This window comes from Arthrobacter sp. E3, from assembly GCF_017353415.1.
GTDB lineage: Bacteria > Actinomycetota > Actinomycetes > Actinomycetales > Micrococcaceae > Specibacter.
In genome coordinates, this window is the sequence record NZ_JAFMPX010000021.1 from 1 (window position 1) to 19,522 (window position 19,522).

Below are 19,522 nucleotides of genomic sequence, written 5' to 3' on the forward strand. Positions count from 1 at the left end.
CAGGTCGCGGATCTGAATCAAACCGGTTTCGGAGGACAGCGGAACAGCGCCGGCACGGGTCATCTTCATGCCGTTGTACTCGGAAGGGTTGTGGCTGGCGGTGAATACCACCCCTGCAGCGTTCAGGTTGCCTGAGGCAAAGTACAGTTCGTCGGTGGAGATCAGCCCGAGCAGCTTGACATTGGCGCCGCGCCCGGCAGCTCCCTCGGCAAAGGCTTGGCAGAAGTCAGGGGAGGAGGGGCGCATGTCGCCGCCCACCAGCACTGTTTGCCCGGTCAGTCCGAGGACGTCGACAAAGGCAGCCGCCACGGCCCGGACAGTGCCCACGGTGATGGTCGTACCGACGATCCCACGGACGTCGTAGGCCTTGAACGAGCTGGACAGGTCAACTGGAAGGTTCTGTTCAGTAGTCACCTTTTCATCTTACCGTGGGGGTACAAACCGCAAAGTTGTCCACAGCTTGCCTCCGTGTTGGCTCCGAGCGCGCCCGGATGTCCCATGCCGCTGGAATACTGGTGGCATGAGCACACAACCAGCACCTGATGCCTTGACCTCCGTCCAGTCAACAGTCTCGGGCAGCCCCGACTCAGCGGGTGGCTCGACGGATGGGCATGTTCCGGAGTCGGCTGGCACCAGAACCCAGGCACTGGGAGTGCTGCGTGCCCTGGTGGGACATCCGGATGCGGATTTTCACGACGGGCAATTTGAGGCCATTGAAGCGCTGGTCGAGCACAACCGGCGCGCACTGGTGGTCCAGCGCACCGGTTGGGGAAAGTCCGCCGTGTACTTTGTTGCATCGCTGCTGCTGCGCTCCAAGGGTGCTGGGCCGACGCTGATTGTCTCGCCTTTGCTTGCCTTGATGCGGGACCAGGTGGCTGCTGCCGAACGTGCAGGCGTGCGGGCCATGGCCATCAACTCCGCGAATGCCACGGAATGGGCAGAAGTTTCTGCAGCGCTGGCAGCGGACACCGTGGATGTGCTGTTGGTTTCGCCGGAGCGGCTGACCAACCCGTCATTTAGGGAAAACCAGCTTCCAGACCTGATTCGGCGCACGGGCCTGCTGGTGGTTGACGAGGCCCATTGCATTTCCGATTGGGGGCACGACTTCCGCCCTGACTACAGGCGTATTGCCGATCTGATTGCCCAGTTGCCACCGACGGTTCCCGTGTTGGCGACAACTGCCACGGCAAACTCCCGTGTGGTTGCCGACATTGAGGAACAACTGGGTGCGGGGGTGTTCACCATCCGCGGCCCCCTGGCCCGGAAATCGCTGCGGCTGGGTGTGCTGCGGCTGGCGGACTCCCGGGACAGGCTGGGCTGGTTGCTCACGCACCTGGCCGAACTGCCGGGCAGCGGCATCATCTATGCCTTGACGGTTTCCGCAGCCGAGGACACGGCCCGTCTGCTGGCTGAGGCGGGGCATGTGGTGAAGGCCTACACGGGGCGCACCGACACCATGGACAGGGAAGTGCTGGAAGAAGCCCTCAAGAACAACCAGGTCAAGGCGCTGGTTGCCACCAGCGCGCTGGGCATGGGTTTCGACAAACCTGATCTGGGCTTTGTTGTCCACTTGGGGGCGCCGTCCTCACCCGTGGCGTACTACCAGCAGGTGGGCCGTGCCGGCCGTGGCAGTGCGAACGCCGACGTGCTGCTGCTGCCCGGCAGTGAGGATGCGGATATTTGGCGGTACTTTGCCACTTCATCCATGCCGGACAGGGAAAAAGCCATGGCCGTTTTGGAAGCTTTGGGGGGCTCCGCCAGGCCCATGTCGACACCGGCCCTTGAATCCCGGGTGGATCTGCGGCGCACGCCGCTGGAACTCCTGTTGAAGGTGCTGGCCGTGGACGGTGCTGTGCAGCGTGTCTCCGGCGGATGGGAGACCACCGCCCAGCCCTGGGCCTATGACGAGGAACGCTACAGGCGCATCGCCCAGGCGCGCGTGGATGAGCAGCAGTCCATGATTGAGTACGAACGCATGTCCAGCTGCCGCATGGAATACCTGGCGGCAGCACTCGACGATGATACGGCGGCTCCTTGTGGCCGCTGCGACAACTGTGCGGGAAGGTGGTTTAGTGCTGAGGTCGGCTCCGGCGCTGCAGCAGCTGCGGGGGAGTCGTTGCGCCATGCCGGGCTTCCGCTTGACCCGCGGGCCATGTGGCCCACGGGCATGGACAGGCTGGGCGTACCGGTGAAGGGAAAGCTGAAGGCCGGCGAACTGCTGTCGACCGGTCGGGTCCTGGCCAGGCTCACCGACCTGGGTTGGGGCAATTCACTGCGGGCCATGTTCGCAGCCGGGGCACCCGACGCGCCCGTCGACCCCGCCATGGCTCAAGCTGTGGTGGCCGTGTTGCGTGAGTGGGGGCAGCACGGATGGGAAGGAGCCGGGCGTCCGGTTGCCGTGGTCGCCATGCCGTCACGCACCAAACCGCAGTTGCTGGCCACCTTTGCCCAGGCCATCTGTGAGATTGGCAGGCTGCCGTACTTGGGCGAGCTGTCCCTCGCGTTTGGCGGACCCACGGGGGAGCGCGGCGGCAACAGTGCCTACCGGCTGGCCGGGGTCTGGGAACGCTTCACCGTGGGAGATGAATTGCAGGCAGCGCTCGCCGCCTCCCCTGAAGGTCCAGTCCTGCTGCTGGATGATCTGGTGGACAGTCGGTGGAGCCTCACCGTGGCCGGACGCGCTCTGCGGCTTGCCGGTGCGCAGCAGGTGCTACCGCTGGTGCTGGCACAGGCCGGCTAGGACAAGTGAGCGCCCCGCCAACCTGACCCGTGGGAAGCCCCTTGAATGGCCGGGCCCGCAGCGCCCTTCTGGCCGTGGTGACCACTGCGGCCTTTCTGACCTTCGCACAGGCCTTCATGGTGGCGCCGATACTGCCACAGCTCGCCTCCGCTTTTGGCACTGGCGTGGGAACTGTGGGACTTTCCGTTCCGGCCTACCTGATTCCCTATGGACTCATGACACTGTTTTGGGGCCACTGTCAGACCGCACGGGCCGGCGCCCTGTCATCCTCGGTTCCTTGCTCATTTTCGCGGCACTGACCGCCGCCACGGCTCTGGCCCTTGGGGCTACGGTGTTCATTGTGATGCGTATTGCCACGGGCATTGCCGCCAGCGGCGTGGTCCCGATCTCGCTGGTTCTCATCGGTGACGTGTTCCCCTTCGCAGAGCGCGGAAGAGCACTGGGTTGGCTGTTCGGAGGTATGGCAGGTGGCATTGCCGTTGGCTCCACGGCTGGTGCACTCGCTGAACCAGTCCTCGGTTGGAATGGCTTGTTTTTAGTCTCCGGCCTCAGCATCCTGCTCGTGGGGGCCCTCGCGGCATTTTTGCTTCCCCGCCCGCACCGCGCACCAACTGTGGTGCCCTGGACAGAAGTCGCCACGGGTTACCAGCGGTTGTTGGCTAACGTCCGGGGGGCCCGCACCTATAGCTATGTTTTGCTGAATGCCGTGCTGCACTCGGGAATCTACACCTGGTTGGGCGTTTACCTTGTGCAACGATTCGATTTGGGAGTGATCGGGGTTGGTCTGGCCCTTTTGGGCTACGGCGTGCCGGGCTTTTTGTTTGGGCCTGTCATAGGCCGTTTGGCTGACAAACATGGGCGTGCCCGCATCATTCCGTTGGGCATGTTGACGGCCGCAGCGTGTGCCTTCGTCCTGGCTGTGGACCCTCCGCTTCCCGTTGTGGTTGCCGCCATTGCCATCCTCTCGTTGGGATACGACATGACGCAGCCATTGTTTGGCGGCATTGTCACCGATTTCCCCGGCAGCACCGGTCAGGCTGTGGGGTTGATGGCCTTTGCCTTGTTCCTCGGCTTTGGGACGGGCAGCTTGATATTCCAGACCATCTTGGGTGCCGGTTTCCCTTTGGCCCTCGGTGTATTTGGCGGCGGTGCACTGCTCGCCGCAGCCCTTGCCTTACCCTTGTTCCGCTCCGAACGCCCGCACTGAGCTGAGCCAACGCCAAAAGCACGGGCCTATGCGCAGTTGTTCACAGGTCACTGCCGTCGCTGTCGTTGGGCTTGGACCGGAGCCAACGCAGCACGCCCAGGAGGACGATGGCCCCGCCAACGCCGCCGGCCACCATGCCGACAAAGAGCCAGAGAAACATGGGGTCGAGGCTGGTTTCTGAAGCGGGCGAGCCAATCATCGTGCCGCCCAGAAAGCCAGCCAGCGGCGCAAGGAACAAGATGATGGCCCCTATGACAATCATCTTCAGCCCTGGAGGATGTTCGTCCGAGGCCCTAGCGGGAGCGGCCATTGCAGGAGCGTCGTTCTCAGACATGGTCGGGCCTTTCCAAATGGATTTCAGGGAACGGGGTCAGATCAAGCTCGGGGTCGGCTCCATGGTCCGGCTGCGCAGGGTCCTGTGCTGTGTGCGGATTCTTTGACCCGTTGTGGTTAGTTGCCGCCGGTGCTGGGACGGCAGCTTTTTCTTCCCGCCTGGGCAGCCTGTCCAGGAACGGGCCAATGATGTCCATGGGAAGCGGGAAGACGACAGTTGAGTTCTGGTCGGCACCGAGTTCCAACAGTGTCTGCAGATAGCGAAGCTGGAGGGACGCGGGGTTGCCGCTGAGCACGTCCGCAGCTTGGCGCAACTCCTTGGAAGCTTGAAGCTCGCCCCGGGCGTTGATGATTTTGGCGCGCCGTTCCCTCTCCGCTTCGGCTTCCCTGGCCATGGCGCGTTGCATTGCTTCAGGGATCTCCACGTCCTTGATCTCAACCACCTTCACGTGCACGCCCCACGGTTCGGTCTGTGCATCGATGGTGCGGGCCAAGTCCTCGTTGAGGTCGGCCCGGTGCGCCAACAGGGTGTCGAGGTCTGCGCGGCCCACCACTGATCGCAGCGTCGTTTGGGCCATCTGCGACGTGGCCACCGCGTGGTTCTCCACCGCCATGACCGAACGAGTGGGATCGACGACTTTGAAGAGTACGACGGCGTTGACGCGCGCGGGCACGTTGTCCTTGGTGATGACTTCTTGAGGCGGGATGGTCAGTGTGACGATGCGCAGGTCAACGCGCACCAGTTTCTCCAACCCCGGAAAAATCAGCCGCACGCCTGGATCGAGTACGGGGCGGAGCCGCCCAAGGCGGAAGGCAACGCCACGTTCGTATTCCCTGATGATCTTCACCGAGCCGAGCAGGAACAGCAAAACGATCACCACAACAGCAACTATCACAATCTGGATCCACGTCATGTGTGCTTCCTCCTGATCCAACCCTCGGCGGCCGCCTCGCCATCGGGCTTCTCGAACGACCCCCAGCGGGTCGCAAACTTGTCATGTTCAGCAGCTGCTGTGCCAGTTTCTGCGGCCTCGCTGGAGCGGCCTTGCGGCGGTCGCAGCTGAACCGGAACGGGGCCGGGACGGCGGTCACTTCCATAGTTCGTGTGCCGGCGGGCTTCACGCGCGGACCCGACCGCTCGGCGAGCCACCGTGTCATCGAGCGTCTCCACCTTGACATGGTCAGGGAAGCGGGCCGGTGACCGGTGGAGGTGGGACCACAACGGCCAGCTTGCCGCCGCGATGACCAGAACCGTTGCACCCAACACGAGCAGCTCGGCACCGTTTCTGCCACCGAGCATGGTGGCCAACGGCCAGGCCAAGGCCAAGATGACGACGGCACAGGCTATGCCGCGGTGAAAACGCTCCGCTTCGGAACTGGGCCACGGATCGACGTTGCGGCTCATTGCGCGGCCGCTGTTTGAGCTGGTGCAGGAATCTTTGACCGGGCAGGCATTGCAAACTGCCGGATTGGCCCGATAGCGCATGACGTGGTTATCCGGGTCAAAGGAATCGGGCCACAGCCATTGATCCTGCGGGCACAGCCACGCGTCATGGTCGGCATGGTAGTGGAAACCGCCTGAGCGCCACTCCACTGTGCGCTGTGCTGTTCGCCGGGCAAGCGCATCCAGAATGTGTGCCACTGCCAACAGCAGGAGCCCGTAGCCGGTGGCAAACCATACGAGCGGGTCGATGGTATTCATCATGGCTCCCGACCTCCATTATCGGAACGGTCGCCTGACCCACCTTGATCGTTTCGATCTCCGCGGTTGTCGGACCCATAGCGTTGGCGAGGTTCGACGCCGTCGGCTGTTCCCGTCCCCGTTCCGGCCGCAACTGTTGCCGGCTGCTCCAACACGAAGAGCGCTTCTTCCGGGACGTCGTAGGTGGTCGCCTTGATCCCGTGGCGGACTCCGAGCCAGGTGATCCACAGGAACGGCAGCACTCCGACGATGATGAGCATCAAATCCCCTGGCAGGCGCAGCCATTCAAGGACGGCGTTCCCCGGTTGCGTAATGAAATTCAGCGTCCGCGCCTCGTAGTAGCTGTCATTGATGGAGTGCCAAAGCTGGATGACGCCCAAGGGGATCAACGTTGCAAAAGACATCCAGGCCAGCCCTAGGTTCAGGCCCCAGAAGGAGAGCCGGGCCGCTTTGTCCGACCAACGCTCCGCCGGGATGATGTAGCGCAACGCGAACAGGGCCAGTCCGACGCCGAGCATCCCGTAGACGCCCATCATGGAGGCATGGGCGTGGTTGGCTGTCAGCGCGGTGCCTATCTCGTAATAGGAGACGATGGGCAGATTGACCAGGAAGCCGAAAACACCGGCCCCGAGGAAATTCCAGAAACCCACCGCCACCAGGAACATGACAGCCCAACGGTGCGGGAACGGGGCCGAACTTCGAGATTCCTGGCGCGAACCAAGCTGCAGGAAGCTCCACGCCTCGATCGTAAGGAACGTCAGTGGGATGACCTCCAAAGCCGAGAAGAACGCACCCAACGCCATGTTCTCCACCGGGGTACCGGAGAAGTATAGGTGGTGCATGGTGCCGATCACACCGCCCACGGAGTACAGAATGACGTCGAGCAGGATCAGTTGCATGGCGATCTTGCGGCGGATCACCCCGAGCATGACGAAGATGTAGGCCACCATCACCGTCGTGAACAATTCCAGGAAGTCCTCAACCCACAGGTGAACAACCCAGAAGCGCCAGTAGTCGGCCACGGGCAGTGCCGTCTCGGTGCTGGCCAGCAGACCCACGGCATAAAAGCCCGGGATGGCCAGTCCGGAGTAGAAGAAAAGCCACGGGAGGTTGAACCGGTGCTCTTTTTGCAGCCGGGCGCGGATGCCGCGGTAGATGATGATGATCCACAGGAACAAACCGACGACGAGGACGCCCTGCCAGATCCGCGGCAAGTCCAAATACTCCCATTGCATGTCCCATAAAGGATTTCCGGCCACGGCCTCCACGCCAAAAATACTCATTGCCTCGCCGACGAAGGAGCCTGCGATGACAAGCGCCAAGGCGCCCAACAAGCCGTAGATCAGCCATGTTTGGCGTTTCGGTTCGCGTCCGGAAATGTAGGGGGCCAAGAAGATCCCCGCTGCCAGGAATGACGCGGCTGTCCACAAGATGGACAGCTGGACATGCCAGGTCCTGGCCAAGTTGAAGGGCAGCATTTTGGCCAAGTCGAAGCCGAAGAAACTCGATAGGTCAGCACGGTAGTGTTCTATGGCGCCGCCGAGCAGTGTCTGGCCAAGAAAGAGGATGGCCACGATGAAAAAGTACCAAGCGGTGGCACGCTGGCCTGGGGTAATGGCGACCTTGCCCGGCTGTCGGAACGACAACGCCGGTGCTTCTCCACTGTCCCAGCCGACATTGCGGCTCCACCGCCCATACATCGCAAACAGCAGCCCGGTTCCAACAAGGAGGGCGATCAGCGACAAACCGCTCCAGACGATGATGTCTGCGGTCGGGCCGTTGTTCACCAACGGCTCACCCGGCCAATTGTTGGTGTAGGAATAGTTGTGCCCCGGTCGTTCCGCTGCCGCAGCCCACGATGTCCAAGCAAAGAAGGACGTCAGCTGACGTATGTCCTGCTGGCTGGTGATGGCATTGGGGATCAGCCCATACTGGGTGGTTGGCGAACCAAAGTAATCCGCATAGTGACCCTGGATAGCTTTGAATGCCTTGATCTGCTCATTCGTAAACACCAAGTTGCCGGTGTCCGCGTCATAGCGGTTGGTGCGCATCATGGTGACGAGCGCCCCGTGCGGGTCCTGAATGCCCGTGGCCGTGAGGTCTGCCAGAACCATGGTGGCTGATCGGCGCAGGTAGTCGGCCGTGTAGTCCGGGCCGAGGTAACCGCCGTGGCCGACGATGGAACCATACTCCTGCAGACCCCGCCGGAGGAAGATCTGTTGCCCGGAGGTAATATCAGCCCCTGTGAAAACAACCGTTCCCTGCGAATCAACGACCAGCTTTGGCATTGGCATCGAGTCCGTGTACGTGCGAACCGCCAGAAATCCCATCACGAGAAATCCGAAGATCATCACCATTGCAACAGCCTGGATCCAAACCCTTGAAACAATCAATTCGGATCGTTGGCGCCCATTTTTGCGCGCAAGTTCAACCACAGTCATGCCCCCCTACGGTTCCCCGTTTAGGAAAGCACTAACGGCACTCACACGAATGAAACTCAAATACCGGGTTGGTGGCTCACCAATAAAATGCCGAAAATCCCATCGGCACAAGAATCGGGGATGTTGGCTTTTTAGTTGTTTGGTACGAGTCCTCGACACACTACCCCTGCCTCTGGGCAAGGGGAAGGCTTTAAAATATTAAAGTTGCATTACTCATGCGTATTTTATAAACGAGTCATGAATGCGTGTCTCAGGGTCCCGGCAGGCAGGAGACTTTCAGGAGCGGTGTGTCCACCAGAATTCCAGTTGGATGTTGTCAGGGTCGCGGAAGACCAAGGCTGTGCCGTTGGCGGTGTCCTCTGCGGGTGAGTGCACCACATTCAGGGTTGTCAGATGCTTTTCCCACTCATCCAAGTCGCTGCGTTCGGTGACGCTGAAACCGATGTGGTCCAAGCCGACGTTGCGGTCGTCAAACGTGTCCACAGGAACTACAGAATGTTGGTTGAGCCCGATGATCAACCCGGTGTCCTGATGGACCAGCACGATCATGATGCGGTTGTCGAGGTCCACGCGGTGCAGCTGTTTGAGGCCCAGCACCTCGCTATACCAGCGTGCGCTGGCCTCGACATCGGAAACGGACAGGTCAACGTGTGACAGGGTGCCGAAAGTGGGCATGGCTTCCTCCTCATTCTCCTTCCAGCATATGCCCCGCAGCTTCTCGGACTGCAAACAGGCTTGCCCTAGCCAGCCTTGATTGGAACTGCGAGAATGGGCCGGTGGGAGGGGTGCCGGGTGATGGTTGATATGTTCCGGAACAAGGAGGCGTTCTTGTGATTTCCCACGACGACTTTAGCTGTGAGGCGTGGTGCCTGCGCGAGACCAACTTGGACCTTGACGTGTTGGCCCAGAGCGAATCCTTGTTTGCGCTCTCAAACGGCCATATCGGTTGGAGGGGCAACTTGGATGAGGGTGCACCCTCGGTGCTGCCAGGTTCCTACCTCAACGGAGTCCACGAGCTGCGCCCACTGCCGTACGCCGAGGCCGGCTACGGCTATCCCGAGGCTGGTCAGACGGTGATAAACGTTGCCAATGGCAAACTGATTCGGTTGTTGGTCGACGATGAACCCTTCGACATCCGCTACGGCGAGCTGCACAGCCACGAGAGAGTTCTTGACTTCGCTGCCGGCGTGCTGCGCCGCAGTGCACTGTGGTCTTCCCCTGCAGGACGCACCGTCCGTGTGTCATCCACCCGTTTGGTGTCGCTTTCCCAACGCTCTGTCGCTGCCATCGAGTATCAGGTTGAGGCGGTTAACGGCCCTGTTCGTCTGGTGATCCAGTCTGAGCTGGTCGTCAACGAGCCGCTGCCTCCCGGCAGCGAAGACCCCCGGGCGGCGGCAGTTTTGGAGTCTCCCCTGCGGCCAGAGATGCACGCCAGCGACGGATTGCGGGTCGAGTTGGTGCACAGGATCGAGCAGAGCGGACTACTGGTAGCTGCGGCCATGGACCATGTGGCGGAAGGCCCGGAATCCATGCAGGTGTTTGCTGAGAGTTTCAACGACCTGGGCCGGGTCAGCATGACAGCCATCTTGGAGCCGGGGGAGCGGTTGCGCTTCGTAAAATTTGTCACGTACGGCTGGTCTGCGGAACGAACCCGCCAAGAATTGGGCGACCAGGTCGACGCCGCACTGACTGGGGCCCGCCATAGCGGTTGGGAAGGGTTGCTGGCCGAACAACGGCACTATCTGGACGACTTCTGGGCCCGGGCCGACGTCGAAGTTGACGGCGACGCGGAGATCCAACAGGCCGTGAGATTCGCCCTGTTTCACGTCCTGCAGGCCGGGGCCCGAGCCGAACGCCGGGCTATCCCGGCCAAGGGCCTGACCGGCACAGGGTATGGCGGCCACGCCTTTTGGGACACGGAGACCTTTGTGCTTCCTGTTCTGACCTACACTGTCCCCACTGCGGCCGCCTATGCCCTGTCATGGCGGCATTCAACCCTACAGCTGGCGTTGGACAGGGCGAAACAGCTGGGCTTGAAGGGGGCGGCCTTTCCCTGGCGCACCATCACCGGAGCGGAATGCTCCGGATACTGGCCGGCAGGAACGGCTGCCTTCCACGTGGGGGCTGACATTGCCGACGCCGTCGTCCGTTACCTGAATGCCACAGGGGACACGGACTTCGAGCGGAAGATCGGTCTGGAACTGCTGGTGGAGACGGCACGATTCTGGCGGGCCTTGGGCCATCACGATGCCCAAGGCAAGTTCTGCATCGATGGGGTCACCGGCCCGGATGAGTACAGTGCCGTCGCAGACAACAACATCTATACGAACCTCATGGCCCAACACAATCTGGTCTCCGCAGTGGCCGTGGCAAAGCGAAACCCGGACCGTGCGCGCGAACTGGGCATCGACGAAGAGGAACTGGCCGCTTGGGGCGATGCCGCCCGGGACATCATGATCCCCTACGACGGGGATCTTGGCGTTCATTCGCAAGCGGAGGATTTCACCTCGCACCAGGAGTGGGATTTCGCCGCCACTGACCCGGAACACTACCCGTTGCTCCTGCACTACCCGTATTTCGACCTGTACCGCAAGCAGGTGGTGAAGCAGGCGGACCTGGTCCTTGCCATGCACCTGCGCGGTGACTCTTTCACTGCAGAACAAAAGGCTGCTAACTTCCGCTACTACGAACGTCTCACCGTGCGCGACTCTTCGCTGTCCGCGTGCACCCAGTCCGTCATGGCAGCAGAAGTCGGCCATTTGGAACTGGCCTATGACTACCTTGCCGAGGCAGCGTTGATGGATCTAGAAAACCTTGAACACAACACGCGCGACGGCGTGCACATCGCATCGCTGGCGGGGACATGGATTGCCCTCGTGGCAGGTCTGGGCGGCATGCGCGAACGGGACGGCTCGCTGTTCTTCGACCCGCGCCTGCCAGCGGGGCTGACCCGTGTCTGCTTCCGCCTTCTCTTTCAGGGATGCTGCCTGCAGGTTGAGACCACTCAGGATGCTGCAACCTATCAGCTGCTGTACGGCGACACTTTGCAGATATCACACTTCGACGAGCCCGTCATTGTGACGAAAGAGCCGACCTCGTGCCCCACGCCACCGCTTCGGCTGCTGCCCGAAAACGCCAAACGGCCCACCCAGCCAGCCGGCCGCGAACCCCTCCTGCGAAGTGGGCGCCGCAGGACCCACACACGAAAGGAAACACCATGAACAACGAGCGCGTCCCCGGCCGCGAACAACCGGTTGTGGACATTCGTGCCTATGACGCCTGGCTCTTCGACCTTGATGGGGTGCTAACGAAGACCGCCACTGTCCATGCCGCAGCATGGAAGAAGGCCTTTGACGGGTTCCTTCAGGAGGAGGGCACCCGATGCGGTAAGGAGTTCGCTCCGTTCGATCCGGGTGAGGACTACCAGCGCTACGTCGACGGGGAGCCACGCGCGGACGGGGTGCGGAACTTCCTGGCGTCCCGGGACATCACCTTGCCTGAAGGGAGCGACGGTGATGCTGCAGACGCACGCACGGTCACAGGGCTGGGCAACCGCAAGAATGAGCTGCTGCTGCAAGAACTCAAAACCAGTGGAGTGGATAGTTACAGCGGTGCCGTGGCGCTCGTCAAGGCGCTGCGCTCGCAGGGCACCCCCACCGCCGTTGTCTCCGCCAGTGAGAACACGGCCGAAGCGCTTAAGGCCGCAGGGATAGCGGACCTTTTTGACGCCCGTGTTGACGGGCACGTGGTCAAAGAACGCGATCTGGCAGGCAAGCCGGCACCGGACAGCTATCTCGAAGGGGCCCGGCTGCTGGGCGTGGACCCTGCCCGGACCGTTGTCGTCGAAGATGCCTTGGCAGGGGTGGAAGCCGGCAGGGCCGGAAAATTTGGTCTGGTGGTTGGCGTTAATCACCACGACGACGCCGGCGGTCATGACTACGCAGATCAGCTGCGCCAACACGGTGCCGATGCAGTGTTTTCCGACTTGGCCGACTTAGTAGCTGGCTCGGATACGCCCCGGGCCAAGGCTGCATCCTCAGTCATCTTCGTCGCCGAGTTGGAGAGATCGGTGAGCTTCTACCAAAGACTTTTCAATTGCACCGTGCCCGTTCGCCAAGGCAACGGTGCGTTGCTTCTGACGCCGGACGGGTTCCAACTTTACCTGGTGGCGAAAGGCAGCCACCAGGAGCACCCCACAGGCGGTATTGGTGAACACCACCTCATGTGGTCCACGGACAGTCCTGCGGCTCTGGCCCACTTCGAGCGAGTCCTCAAGGACCTTGGCGGCTACACCTACACGCATACGGACGGCGAGGTGGTGTTCGTTGAAGGCCGGGATCCGGACGGCATCCGTGTGGTCATCGCGCACCCCAGCCCGGAGCAACAGCCCCGCTCGGTGCTCGACGGGCGCCTCTACAACTGACCTGCGGGCCGGGGTGGAAAAATCCCCGGCCCGTTCACAGCTACTTTGCGCCAGTGCCTGCGCGGAAGAAGGTTTGGCGTTGGCGGCCCAATCCTTCGATTTCAGCTTCGACGACGTCGCCATCCTGAATGAACGGGAAACGACCGGAGAGGGCCACGCCTGCGGGCGTGCCTGTCAACACCACGTCGCCCGGTTCCAGCACCATGTACTGGCTCAGGTGGTGGATGATCGTGGGGACGTCAAAGATCAGGTCTGAAGTGTTTGAATCCTGACGGAGCTCGCCGTTGACCCAGCTCTTCAACGACATGTTCTTGGGGTCGACCTCATCGGCTGGCACAAACCACGGGCCCAGGGGTGTGGACTTGGGCAGTGACTTGCCCTTGGTCCACTGCCCGGCCTCGCCGGGGAGCTGGTATTCGCGTTCGGAAAGATCGTTGGCCACGACGTAGCCGGCCACGGCGCTGGCTGCTTCCTCGGTGCTGGAGAGGTAGCTGACTTCTTGGCCGATCACGATGCCCAGTTCCACTTCCCAGTCGTACTTGGCTGCTGCCGGGGGGATGGGGGAGTCGTCAAAGTGGCCGGCAACGGTGTTGTTGGGCTTGAGGAACACGACGGGGATTGCGGGGGGCTGTGCCCCTGATTCTGCTGCGTGGGCGGCGTAGTTCATGCCGATGCAGACCACGCTGTTGGGGCGGGCCAGCGGGGTGCCGATGCGCAGTTCGGCGGAGTTTTCAAGGATCGGCAGGGTGCCGTTTTCCAGTGCTGTGCGCAGGGCGGCCACGCCTCCGTTGGCCAGGAATGCGCCGTCGATGGTGTCAGTGAGCGGACGTGCGTCGTAGCTTTGCTCTGTTCCGGATGAGTCGGCGGCAATGACCACGGGAATTTCCCGGCCAAGCTCACCAAGGCGTGCAATCTTCATTGATTTATAGTCCTTTTCAACCGTAAACAGCACGGTCCTCGTTGTTGGCAACCCTCGCGGGGCCTTGTCAGCTGAGCTTTGGGCGTCTTTACCCACACCTTGCGGCAGTCTCAGCTTGACCTTCCATACACACCAGTAAAACTACAGGGTGTTTAGTTTGATTCAACTCTGTAATGATTCCATGTCTCTTCTCAACCGGAAAATCCGGCAGTATTCCAAGGACGTAACAGAATGGTTTCTGGCTAAGGGCCGAATATCAGTTAGGCCTAAGCGGCCATGAGGTGCGGCATGAGGGCCGATGCTTTTAGCGGGGGACAAGGGCCCGTTGCTGGTGATCCGGCCAAGGTGGAGAATCGAAGTGTCGCGGTGTGCGGCAGCATCGAGGTCTCTGAAATGATGCAGGATCTGAGTGGGAAGGTGGTAGCCGTCACGGGGTCCAGCCGGGGAATCGGCGAGGCGATGGCGGTGGGCCTGTCCGGGGCCGGAGCGAGTGTGGCGCTATTGGCCCGAACCGGGGTGGACCTTGAGCGGGTCGCCGCACGCTGCAGGGAGGCAGGGGCCGGCAACGTCCTCGCCGTGGTGACGGATGTGACGGTCGAAGAGGAAGTGCAGGCGGCGTTGGAACGCGTGGTTGACGAGCTGGGCGGGCTCGACGTGGTGTTTGCCAATGCCGGCGTTGCCGCGTCCAGTCTCGGTGGCTCGGGCCGGATGACGCGACTCGAGTTGTACAGCGCCGACGTGGCGATGCGAATTCTGGAGGTGAACACCCTCGGGGTGTGGTTGACGATGAAAGCCGCGTTCCCCCGGATGCATCGCGGCGGCAGTTTCATTGCCATCAGCTCCGAGATTGGCTCGCGGCCTCGGGCCGGTGGCGGGATTCTTGCCGTCAGCAAAGCCGGCGTGAATGCGCTGGTCGGGATCGCCTCGGCTGAACAGGCCCAGAACGGCATCCGCGTGAACATGCTCTCCCCGGGAGGGATGGTGGACACACACTTGTTTGGCCCAAACGGGCTGCCTGCCGCGATGAAGGCGCGCCTGCCGGTCGCCGAGCCGGAAGTGGTGGTGCCCGCAGCGGTGTGGCTGGCAAGTGACGACTCCGTTGGTGTATCCGGGGCGTTCCTGTCAGCTCCGCATTTCAACGCGAGCACTCCAGAGGCGGTCCGTGCTGAGCTGTGCCCTACGACTGAAATCCCGTGGCAGCGATCCCGGTTGCACCCCTTGCCGACCAACCCAGACAACAAAAAATGCGCCCCCAACCGTGGTTGAGGACGCATTTTCCTTGGCGGAGACGGGGGGATTTGAACCCCCGGTGGAGTTGTGCCCCACACTTCATTAGCAGTGAAGCCCATTCGGCCGCTCTGGCACGTCTCCAGCACTGGAAAGGGTAGAAGCCCCTAACCAGCATCCCAAACTTTACCCAGTAGAAGCCCCTCAAAGCAAAACGAGGGCCCGGGGCGCCAAAATTATAGGTCTCCGTTGAGCGCCCGCCACAGGAACTCATGCGACGCGGTGTGCAGCCGTGCGGCTTGTTCGTTGTTCCCAGCCCCTGCGTGCCCACCTTCCAGCGCCTCATGGAACCACACAGGAATCCCCATCGACTCCATGCGTGCAGCCATCTTCCGGGCCTGCACCGGCCCCACCCTGTCGTCGGAGGTCGCCGTCCAGATGAACGTTGCCGGATACGTGCGCCCGCTGCGCAGCAGGTGGTACGGGGAGAACGTCTTGATGAACTCCCACTGCTCCGGCACATCGGGGTCACCGTATTCTGCCATCCACGACGCCCCGGCTGAGAGTTTCGTGTACCGGCGCATGTCCAACAGCGGCACGCCACAGGAAATGGCACCGAACAAGTCCGGGTACGTGGTGAGCATGTTGCCCACCAGCAGCCCGCCATTGCTTCCGCCGGCGCAGCCCAGGCGCGCAGCTTTGGCGACGTCGCGGGCGGAAAGATCCCGCGCCACGGCGGCGAAGTCCTCGTACGCACGGTGCCGATTTTCCCGCAATGCCGCGGTGTGCCAGCTTGGGCCGTACTCGCCTCCACCGCGGATGTTCGCCACCACGTATACGCCGCCCCGCTCCAGCCAGCTGCGCCCCACCGCCCCGCTGTACGACGGAGTGCGTGAAACTTCGAAGCCGCCGTAGCCGCTGAGCAAGGTGGGGTTGCCGCCGTCGAGCTTGAGGTTCTTGGGGCCCACCTGGAAGTACGGGATGCGGGTGCCGTCGGCGGAGGTAGCAAAGTGCTGCTCCACGCTGTAGCTCTCCGCGTTGAAGAACGACGGCGCCGCCCGCGCCAGCGTTGCCGCTGCACCCGGGGTGCCGCGGGAGTCTGTTGAGGGGGCGGCGTGTTCGGCGGCAGACTCGGCAGCCAGCGTGCCCCGGTTCACGGTGGACGGGGTGAGGTAGCCGGAAGCGATGAGCCAGTAGTCGTTGCCGGCGTCGGGGTCGTCCTCGTCCACGGCGTAGGTGTCCACTGAATGCAGCGGCGGGCAGGCGTCCAGTTCCCCGGCAGCCCAGCCAGCTGCCGGGTCCAGGACCAGGATTTTTGCCGAAACGTCGGAGAGCAGGTTCAGCAGCAGGAAGTCGCGCGTCCAACTCCAGGACTGCAGCGACTGCGCGGGTGTGGGGGCGAAGATGGTGTGCAGGTCCCGGCTGCCAGCCAGGAACGCCTCAAGTTCGATCACCAACAGAGTCCCGGAGGCGTATTCGGTGCCATCGACGTGCCACGGCGTGCGCGGACGCAAGAGGAGCCATTGCCGGTGGAGTGAGACGTTCATATCATCCGGTACCTGGATGTGGACCCAGCTCCCGTCCACGCGTAAGTAGCTGCGGCTGTTGTAGAAATCCAGCACGTCGTAGGCCACGTCCCGTTCAAAGCCGGGTGTGGTGCTGTGCGAAACGCCGCAGCTCAGGTGGTTTAGCGGTACGGAAAGCAGTGGCTCCTTCGCAGCCATCTGTGCCAGTGATTCCCCGCGGCGCAGCACCCTGGAGGCGGCGGGGTAGGAGGATGCCGTCATGGAGCCGTCTCCCGTGTCGGTCCCCACATAGAGTGTGTCGGCATCGAACCAGCTCAGTTGTGTCTTTGCCGCTGGCAGCTCAAAGCCGCCGGGAACGAAGGCAAGCGTGTCAAGGTCAAATTCGCGGTAGGCCACAGCGTCCCCGCCGTCGGGGGAAAGAGCCACCATGGCGTGGCGGTATTCCTGGCCGGGGGCCGGGCGCAGTAGTGAAGCCCCAGCCCAGAACCATTGGGTGTCCTCCGCAGTGCAAAGCGCGTCAACGTCCAGCAGGATCTGCCAATCGGTGGCGTCTCCAAGGTAGCTTTCCCACGTGGTGCGCCGCCACAGCCCGCGCGGGTTGGCCTCGTCGCGCCAAAAGTTGTAATACCACCGCCCGCGTTTGGACACCATGGGGATGCGGTCCTTGGAATCCAACACCTCCAACACCGAGGCTTCAAGGGCCTTGTAGGCGGGATTGAGCAGGGCCGCATCGGTGCGGTCATTGTGCTCGCGGACCCAAGCCATGGGTGCCTCGCCGTGGATGTCTTCCAGCCAGCGGAACTCATCGGTGGGTTCGTCAGCTGTTGCTTCGCCGGTTGTTGCTTCTCCAGCAACGACAGCTCCGGCGGTTTCACCGGACACGAAGGGGAATGTGGGCAGTGCAGCATCAGTCATGGCACCATCCTAGGCGCGTGTGCCGCCTCGGCCGCCACCTCAACCGCCAGCAGCGCCCATACTGTACAGCACTGTATGGGGGCGCCATCAGTTAAGCTCAAGGGGTGGAAGTCAAGGGCATGCAGACAGTGGTCATTGTGGGAGCGGGTCCCCGAGGGACATCCGTCATGGAACGACTGCTGGCGCAGCACGCACAGGATTCGGCAGCACAGCCATTGCACATCCACTTGATCGACCCTTTTCCGCCGGGCGCAGGCCACGTATGGCGCACCGAGCAGTCGCGGTTGTACTTGATGAACACGCAGAGCTTTTTCCCCACGCTTGTCCCGGACCAAGGTGTAGCAGTGCCTCCACTGGCAGGCTGCAGCTTCAACGAATGGCGTATGGCCCAGCAAACCGATCCGTGGGAGCAGCTCAGCGACGACGACCGCAGCGAACTGGCCACTCTGCAGACCACCAACTTCCCCAGCCGACCCCTCTACGGAAGGTATCTGAGCTGGTGCTTTGAACAGTTCCAACACGTCATGCCCGACGGCGTGAGCCTCACCATCCATGCCACCGAGGCCAAGCGGGTGGCGAGGGAGCACGAAAAAGGTGGCTTCGTCGTCGAACTTTTGGACGGGCCGAAGTTGCATGCGGACCAGGTGGTGCTGGCGCTGGGGCATGTGGAGTCCAAACTGAGCCCCGTACAGCGCGAGCTGCGGGTGCAAGCGCGCGCCGCCGGGCTCACGTACCTGCCGCCAGCAGTGCCCAACGACGTGGATTGGGAGCAGATCCCCGCCGGTGAACCAGTTCTGGTGCGCGGCATGGGACTGAACTTTTTTGATGTCCTGGGTCAGCTCACCGAGGGGCGTGGCGGAGCTTTTGAGCCGACCGGCCACGAGGCAGGCGAGGCCTTGCGCTATGTTCCCTCGGGCCGGGAGCCGGTCATTGTGGGGGCTTCGCGTCGAGGCACGCCATACCGGGCCAAAGCGGAAGTGGAGCGCTACTACCCGGAAAGCGTGGTGCTGCGTTTTCTTGGTGAGGACGCAGTCGCTGCGATCCGCGCCATGGGCGCCACTGCCGGATTTCGGCACGACATCTGGCCGCTGCTGCACCGAGACACGTTGTGGGCGTACTACACAACGCTGGTCCGCACCCGGCCTGAGGTGGTGTCGGAACAGTTCCTGCCGGAGCTGGATGCGGTGCTGCATTCCGGGTTCAACGGTGACGGGGCGCTCTGGGAACAACGGCTGAAGGAGCTGCTGGCGGCGCACGTGCCGCCAGCGCATCTGCTGGAGTTGCAGGGTCTGGCCCGGCCCTTGTCCAAGCACGTTCCGCGGCCGGGTGAAACGCACCGCTTTGCGACGCGTGAGGAACTGGACTCGGCGGTATTGGCGTATTTGTCCCAAGACGCGGCCGGATCTGCCCGTGGCGAGGACGACCCCACCAAGATGGCCATCGGTGCGCTCAACGCCGGGAGGGCCATCATCAAGTCGCTCGTTGCCGACAAGGGCATCACGCCGGATTCGTGGATGGGGGAGCTGCGCGGCTGGTTTGAAGGCTTTGTGGAGGGGCTGGCCAGCGGGCCACCGGCCCTGAGGGTGGAGCAATTGGCTGCAATGGTGCGGGCAGGGGTGGTGCACTTTGCCGGACCTGATCCGCGTTTTCGAATTGAGCAGGGCGTCTTCACGGTGAGCTCGCCCTGGGTGGCGGACGAGCCTTGGGCTGCCCGCTACCTGGTGGAGGCGCTGGCCCCGGCCAATGACGTGCAGCGGAGCGAATCGCTGTTACTGCAGAACTTGTTTGCCGACGGTCTCGCCCGCCCGTCCGTCATGCTCGCATCCGACGGCCAGACCGTGGTGACAAGCGGCCTGGACGTTTCTGCGCCTCCGTACCGGACCCTGGATGGTGCCGGCGTGCCGGTGGCCGGACTCTATGTTCTGGGCCTCCAGCTTTCCTCGGTGCAGTGGGGAACGGCCATCGCGGCGGAGGCTGCGGCGAAGTACCGCAGTGGCTACCGCACGGTGTGTGACGCCGACGCGATTGCAGCAGCGATTCTCAACTGACCACCCCCACCGACCCTCCTGCAGCTTTGGGGTTCTTTTCC

General features: G+C 62.6%; 13 protein-coding genes, 1 tRNA gene and 1 pseudogene. 6 read left to right on the top strand and 9 right to left on the bottom strand.

The genetic code is table 11. The features are described 5' to 3' along the window. A pseudogene (gene manB, locus JMA46_RS10320) lies at positions 1–414 on the bottom strand (phosphomannomutase/phosphoglucomutase); the annotation flags it as partial. A gap of 106 nt (positions 415–520) precedes the next feature. On the opposite strand from manB, the gene JMA46_RS10325 reads away from it, so the two are divergent. Then, positions 521–2,740, top strand: a complete 2,220-nt coding sequence (locus tag JMA46_RS10325; protein WP_207345254.1) for a RecQ family ATP-dependent DNA helicase — start codon at positions 521–523, stop codon at positions 2,738–2,740. 226 nt (positions 2,741–2,966) lie between these two features. Continuing rightward, complete coding sequence (locus JMA46_RS10330; RefSeq protein ID WP_207345255.1) at positions 2,967–3,947, top strand: MFS transporter; 981 nt, start codon at positions 2,967–2,969, stop codon at positions 3,945–3,947. Positions 3,948–3,987: 40 nt separating this feature from the next. Here JMA46_RS10330 and JMA46_RS10335 read toward each other — a convergent pair whose 3' ends face one another. The 5 genes from JMA46_RS10335 to JMA46_RS10355 form a co-directional block, all read right to left on the bottom strand. Further along, complete coding sequence (locus tag JMA46_RS10335) at positions 3,988–4,281, bottom strand: hypothetical protein (RefSeq protein WP_207345256.1); 294 nt, start codon at positions 4,279–4,281, stop codon at positions 3,988–3,990. Beyond that, positions 4,274–5,194 carry a slipin family protein gene (locus JMA46_RS10340; RefSeq protein ID WP_207345257.1) on the bottom strand — a complete coding sequence of 307 codons (921 nt, stop codon included), beginning with the start codon at positions 5,192–5,194 and terminating at the stop codon, positions 4,274–4,276. Before JMA46_RS10340 ends, JMA46_RS10335 begins: the two co-directional genes overlap by 8 nt. Further along, complete coding sequence (locus JMA46_RS10345; protein ID WP_207345258.1) at positions 5,191–5,985, bottom strand: hypothetical protein; 795 nt, start codon at positions 5,983–5,985, stop codon at positions 5,191–5,193. The genes JMA46_RS10340 and JMA46_RS10345 overlap by 4 nt, the downstream gene beginning before the upstream one ends. Next, complete coding sequence (locus JMA46_RS10350) at positions 5,982–8,339, bottom strand: cbb3-type cytochrome c oxidase subunit I (RefSeq protein WP_247647231.1); 2,358 nt, start codon at positions 8,337–8,339, stop codon at positions 5,982–5,984. The genes JMA46_RS10345 and JMA46_RS10350 overlap by 4 nt, the downstream gene beginning before the upstream one ends. A gap of 360 nt (positions 8,340–8,699) precedes the next feature. Continuing rightward, positions 8,700–9,098 carry a VOC family protein gene (locus JMA46_RS10355; RefSeq protein WP_207345260.1) on the bottom strand — a complete coding sequence of 133 codons (399 nt, stop codon included), beginning with the start codon at positions 9,096–9,098 and terminating at the stop codon, positions 8,700–8,702. A 155-nt stretch (positions 9,099–9,253) separates the two neighbouring features. On the opposite strand from JMA46_RS10355, the gene JMA46_RS10360 reads away from it, so the two are divergent. After that, positions 9,254–11,644, top strand: coding sequence for a glycosyl hydrolase family 65 protein (locus tag JMA46_RS10360; protein ID WP_348770120.1), 2,391 nt, complete (start codon positions 9,254–9,256; stop codon positions 11,642–11,644). Beyond that, positions 11,641–12,846 carry a beta-phosphoglucomutase family hydrolase gene (locus JMA46_RS10365; RefSeq protein ID WP_207345261.1) on the top strand — a complete coding sequence of 402 codons (1,206 nt, stop codon included), beginning with the start codon at positions 11,641–11,643 and terminating at the stop codon, positions 12,844–12,846. The genes JMA46_RS10360 and JMA46_RS10365 overlap by 4 nt, the downstream gene beginning before the upstream one ends. 40 nt (positions 12,847–12,886) lie before the next feature. On the opposite strand, the gene JMA46_RS10370 is transcribed toward JMA46_RS10365, so the two are convergent. Further along, entirely contained in the window at positions 12,887–13,765 is an 879-nt protein-coding gene (locus JMA46_RS10370) for a fumarylacetoacetate hydrolase family protein (RefSeq protein WP_207345262.1), read from the bottom strand. Between the two features lie 288 nt (positions 13,766–14,053). Between JMA46_RS10370 and JMA46_RS10375 the strand changes: the two genes are divergently transcribed. Further along, the gene (locus tag JMA46_RS10375) at positions 14,054–15,031 is read left to right on the top strand and encodes an SDR family oxidoreductase (protein ID WP_207345263.1); all 978 of its coding nucleotides are present in this window, start codon (positions 14,054–14,056) and stop codon (positions 15,029–15,031) included. Between the two features lie 14 nt (positions 15,032–15,045). Here JMA46_RS10375 and JMA46_RS10380 read toward each other — a convergent pair. After that, positions 15,046–15,136: transfer RNA gene (locus tag JMA46_RS10380), tRNA-Ser, on the bottom strand. A gap of 92 nt (positions 15,137–15,228) precedes the next feature. Next, positions 15,229–17,433 (bottom strand): prolyl oligopeptidase family serine peptidase, encoded by a 2,205-nt coding sequence (locus JMA46_RS10385; protein WP_207345264.1) that lies wholly within the window; start codon positions 17,431–17,433, stop codon positions 15,229–15,231. A gap of 104 nt (positions 17,434–17,537) precedes the next feature. Here JMA46_RS10385 and JMA46_RS10390 point away from each other — a divergent pair, with 104 nt between their 5' ends. Continuing rightward, positions 17,538–19,481: an FAD/NAD(P)-binding protein gene (locus JMA46_RS10390; protein ID WP_348770121.1), complete on the top strand. Its 1,944-nt coding sequence runs from the start codon at positions 17,538–17,540 to the stop codon at positions 19,479–19,481. Positions 19,482–19,522: the final 41 nt, after the last annotated feature.

Excerpts from the sequence above, each read along its gene's own strand:
- JMA46_RS10325 (WP_207345254.1), top strand. The coding sequence starts at position 521 with ATGAGCACACAACCAGCACCTGATGCCTTGACCTCCGTCCAGTCAACA.
- JMA46_RS10335 (WP_207345256.1), bottom strand. The coding sequence starts at position 4,281 with ATGTCTGAGAACGACGCTCCTGCAATGGCCGCTCCCGCTAGGGCCTCG.
- JMA46_RS10340 (WP_207345257.1), bottom strand. The coding sequence starts at position 5,194 with ATGACGTGGATCCAGATTGTGATAGTTGCTGTTGTGGTGATCGTTTTG.
- JMA46_RS10345 (WP_207345258.1), bottom strand. The coding sequence starts at position 5,985 with ATGATGAATACCATCGACCCGCTCGTATGGTTTGCCACCGGCTACGGG.
- JMA46_RS10350 (WP_247647231.1), bottom strand. The coding sequence starts at position 8,339 with ATGGTGATGATCTTCGGATTTCTCGTGATGGGATTTCTGGCGGTTCGC.
- JMA46_RS10355 (WP_207345260.1), bottom strand. The coding sequence starts at position 9,098 with ATGCCCACTTTCGGCACCCTGTCACACGTTGACCTGTCCGTTTCCGAT.
- JMA46_RS10365 (WP_207345261.1), top strand. The coding sequence starts at position 11,641 with ATGAACAACGAGCGCGTCCCCGGCCGCGAACAACCGGTTGTGGACATT.
- JMA46_RS10370 (WP_207345262.1), bottom strand. The coding sequence starts at position 13,765 with ATGAAGATTGCACGCCTTGGTGAGCTTGGCCGGGAAATTCCCGTGGTC.
- JMA46_RS10375 (WP_207345263.1), top strand. The coding sequence starts at position 14,054 with ATGAGGGCCGATGCTTTTAGCGGGGGACAAGGGCCCGTTGCTGGTGAT.
- JMA46_RS10385 (WP_207345264.1), bottom strand. The coding sequence starts at position 17,433 with ATGACTGATGCTGCACTGCCCACATTCCCCTTCGTGTCCGGTGAAACC.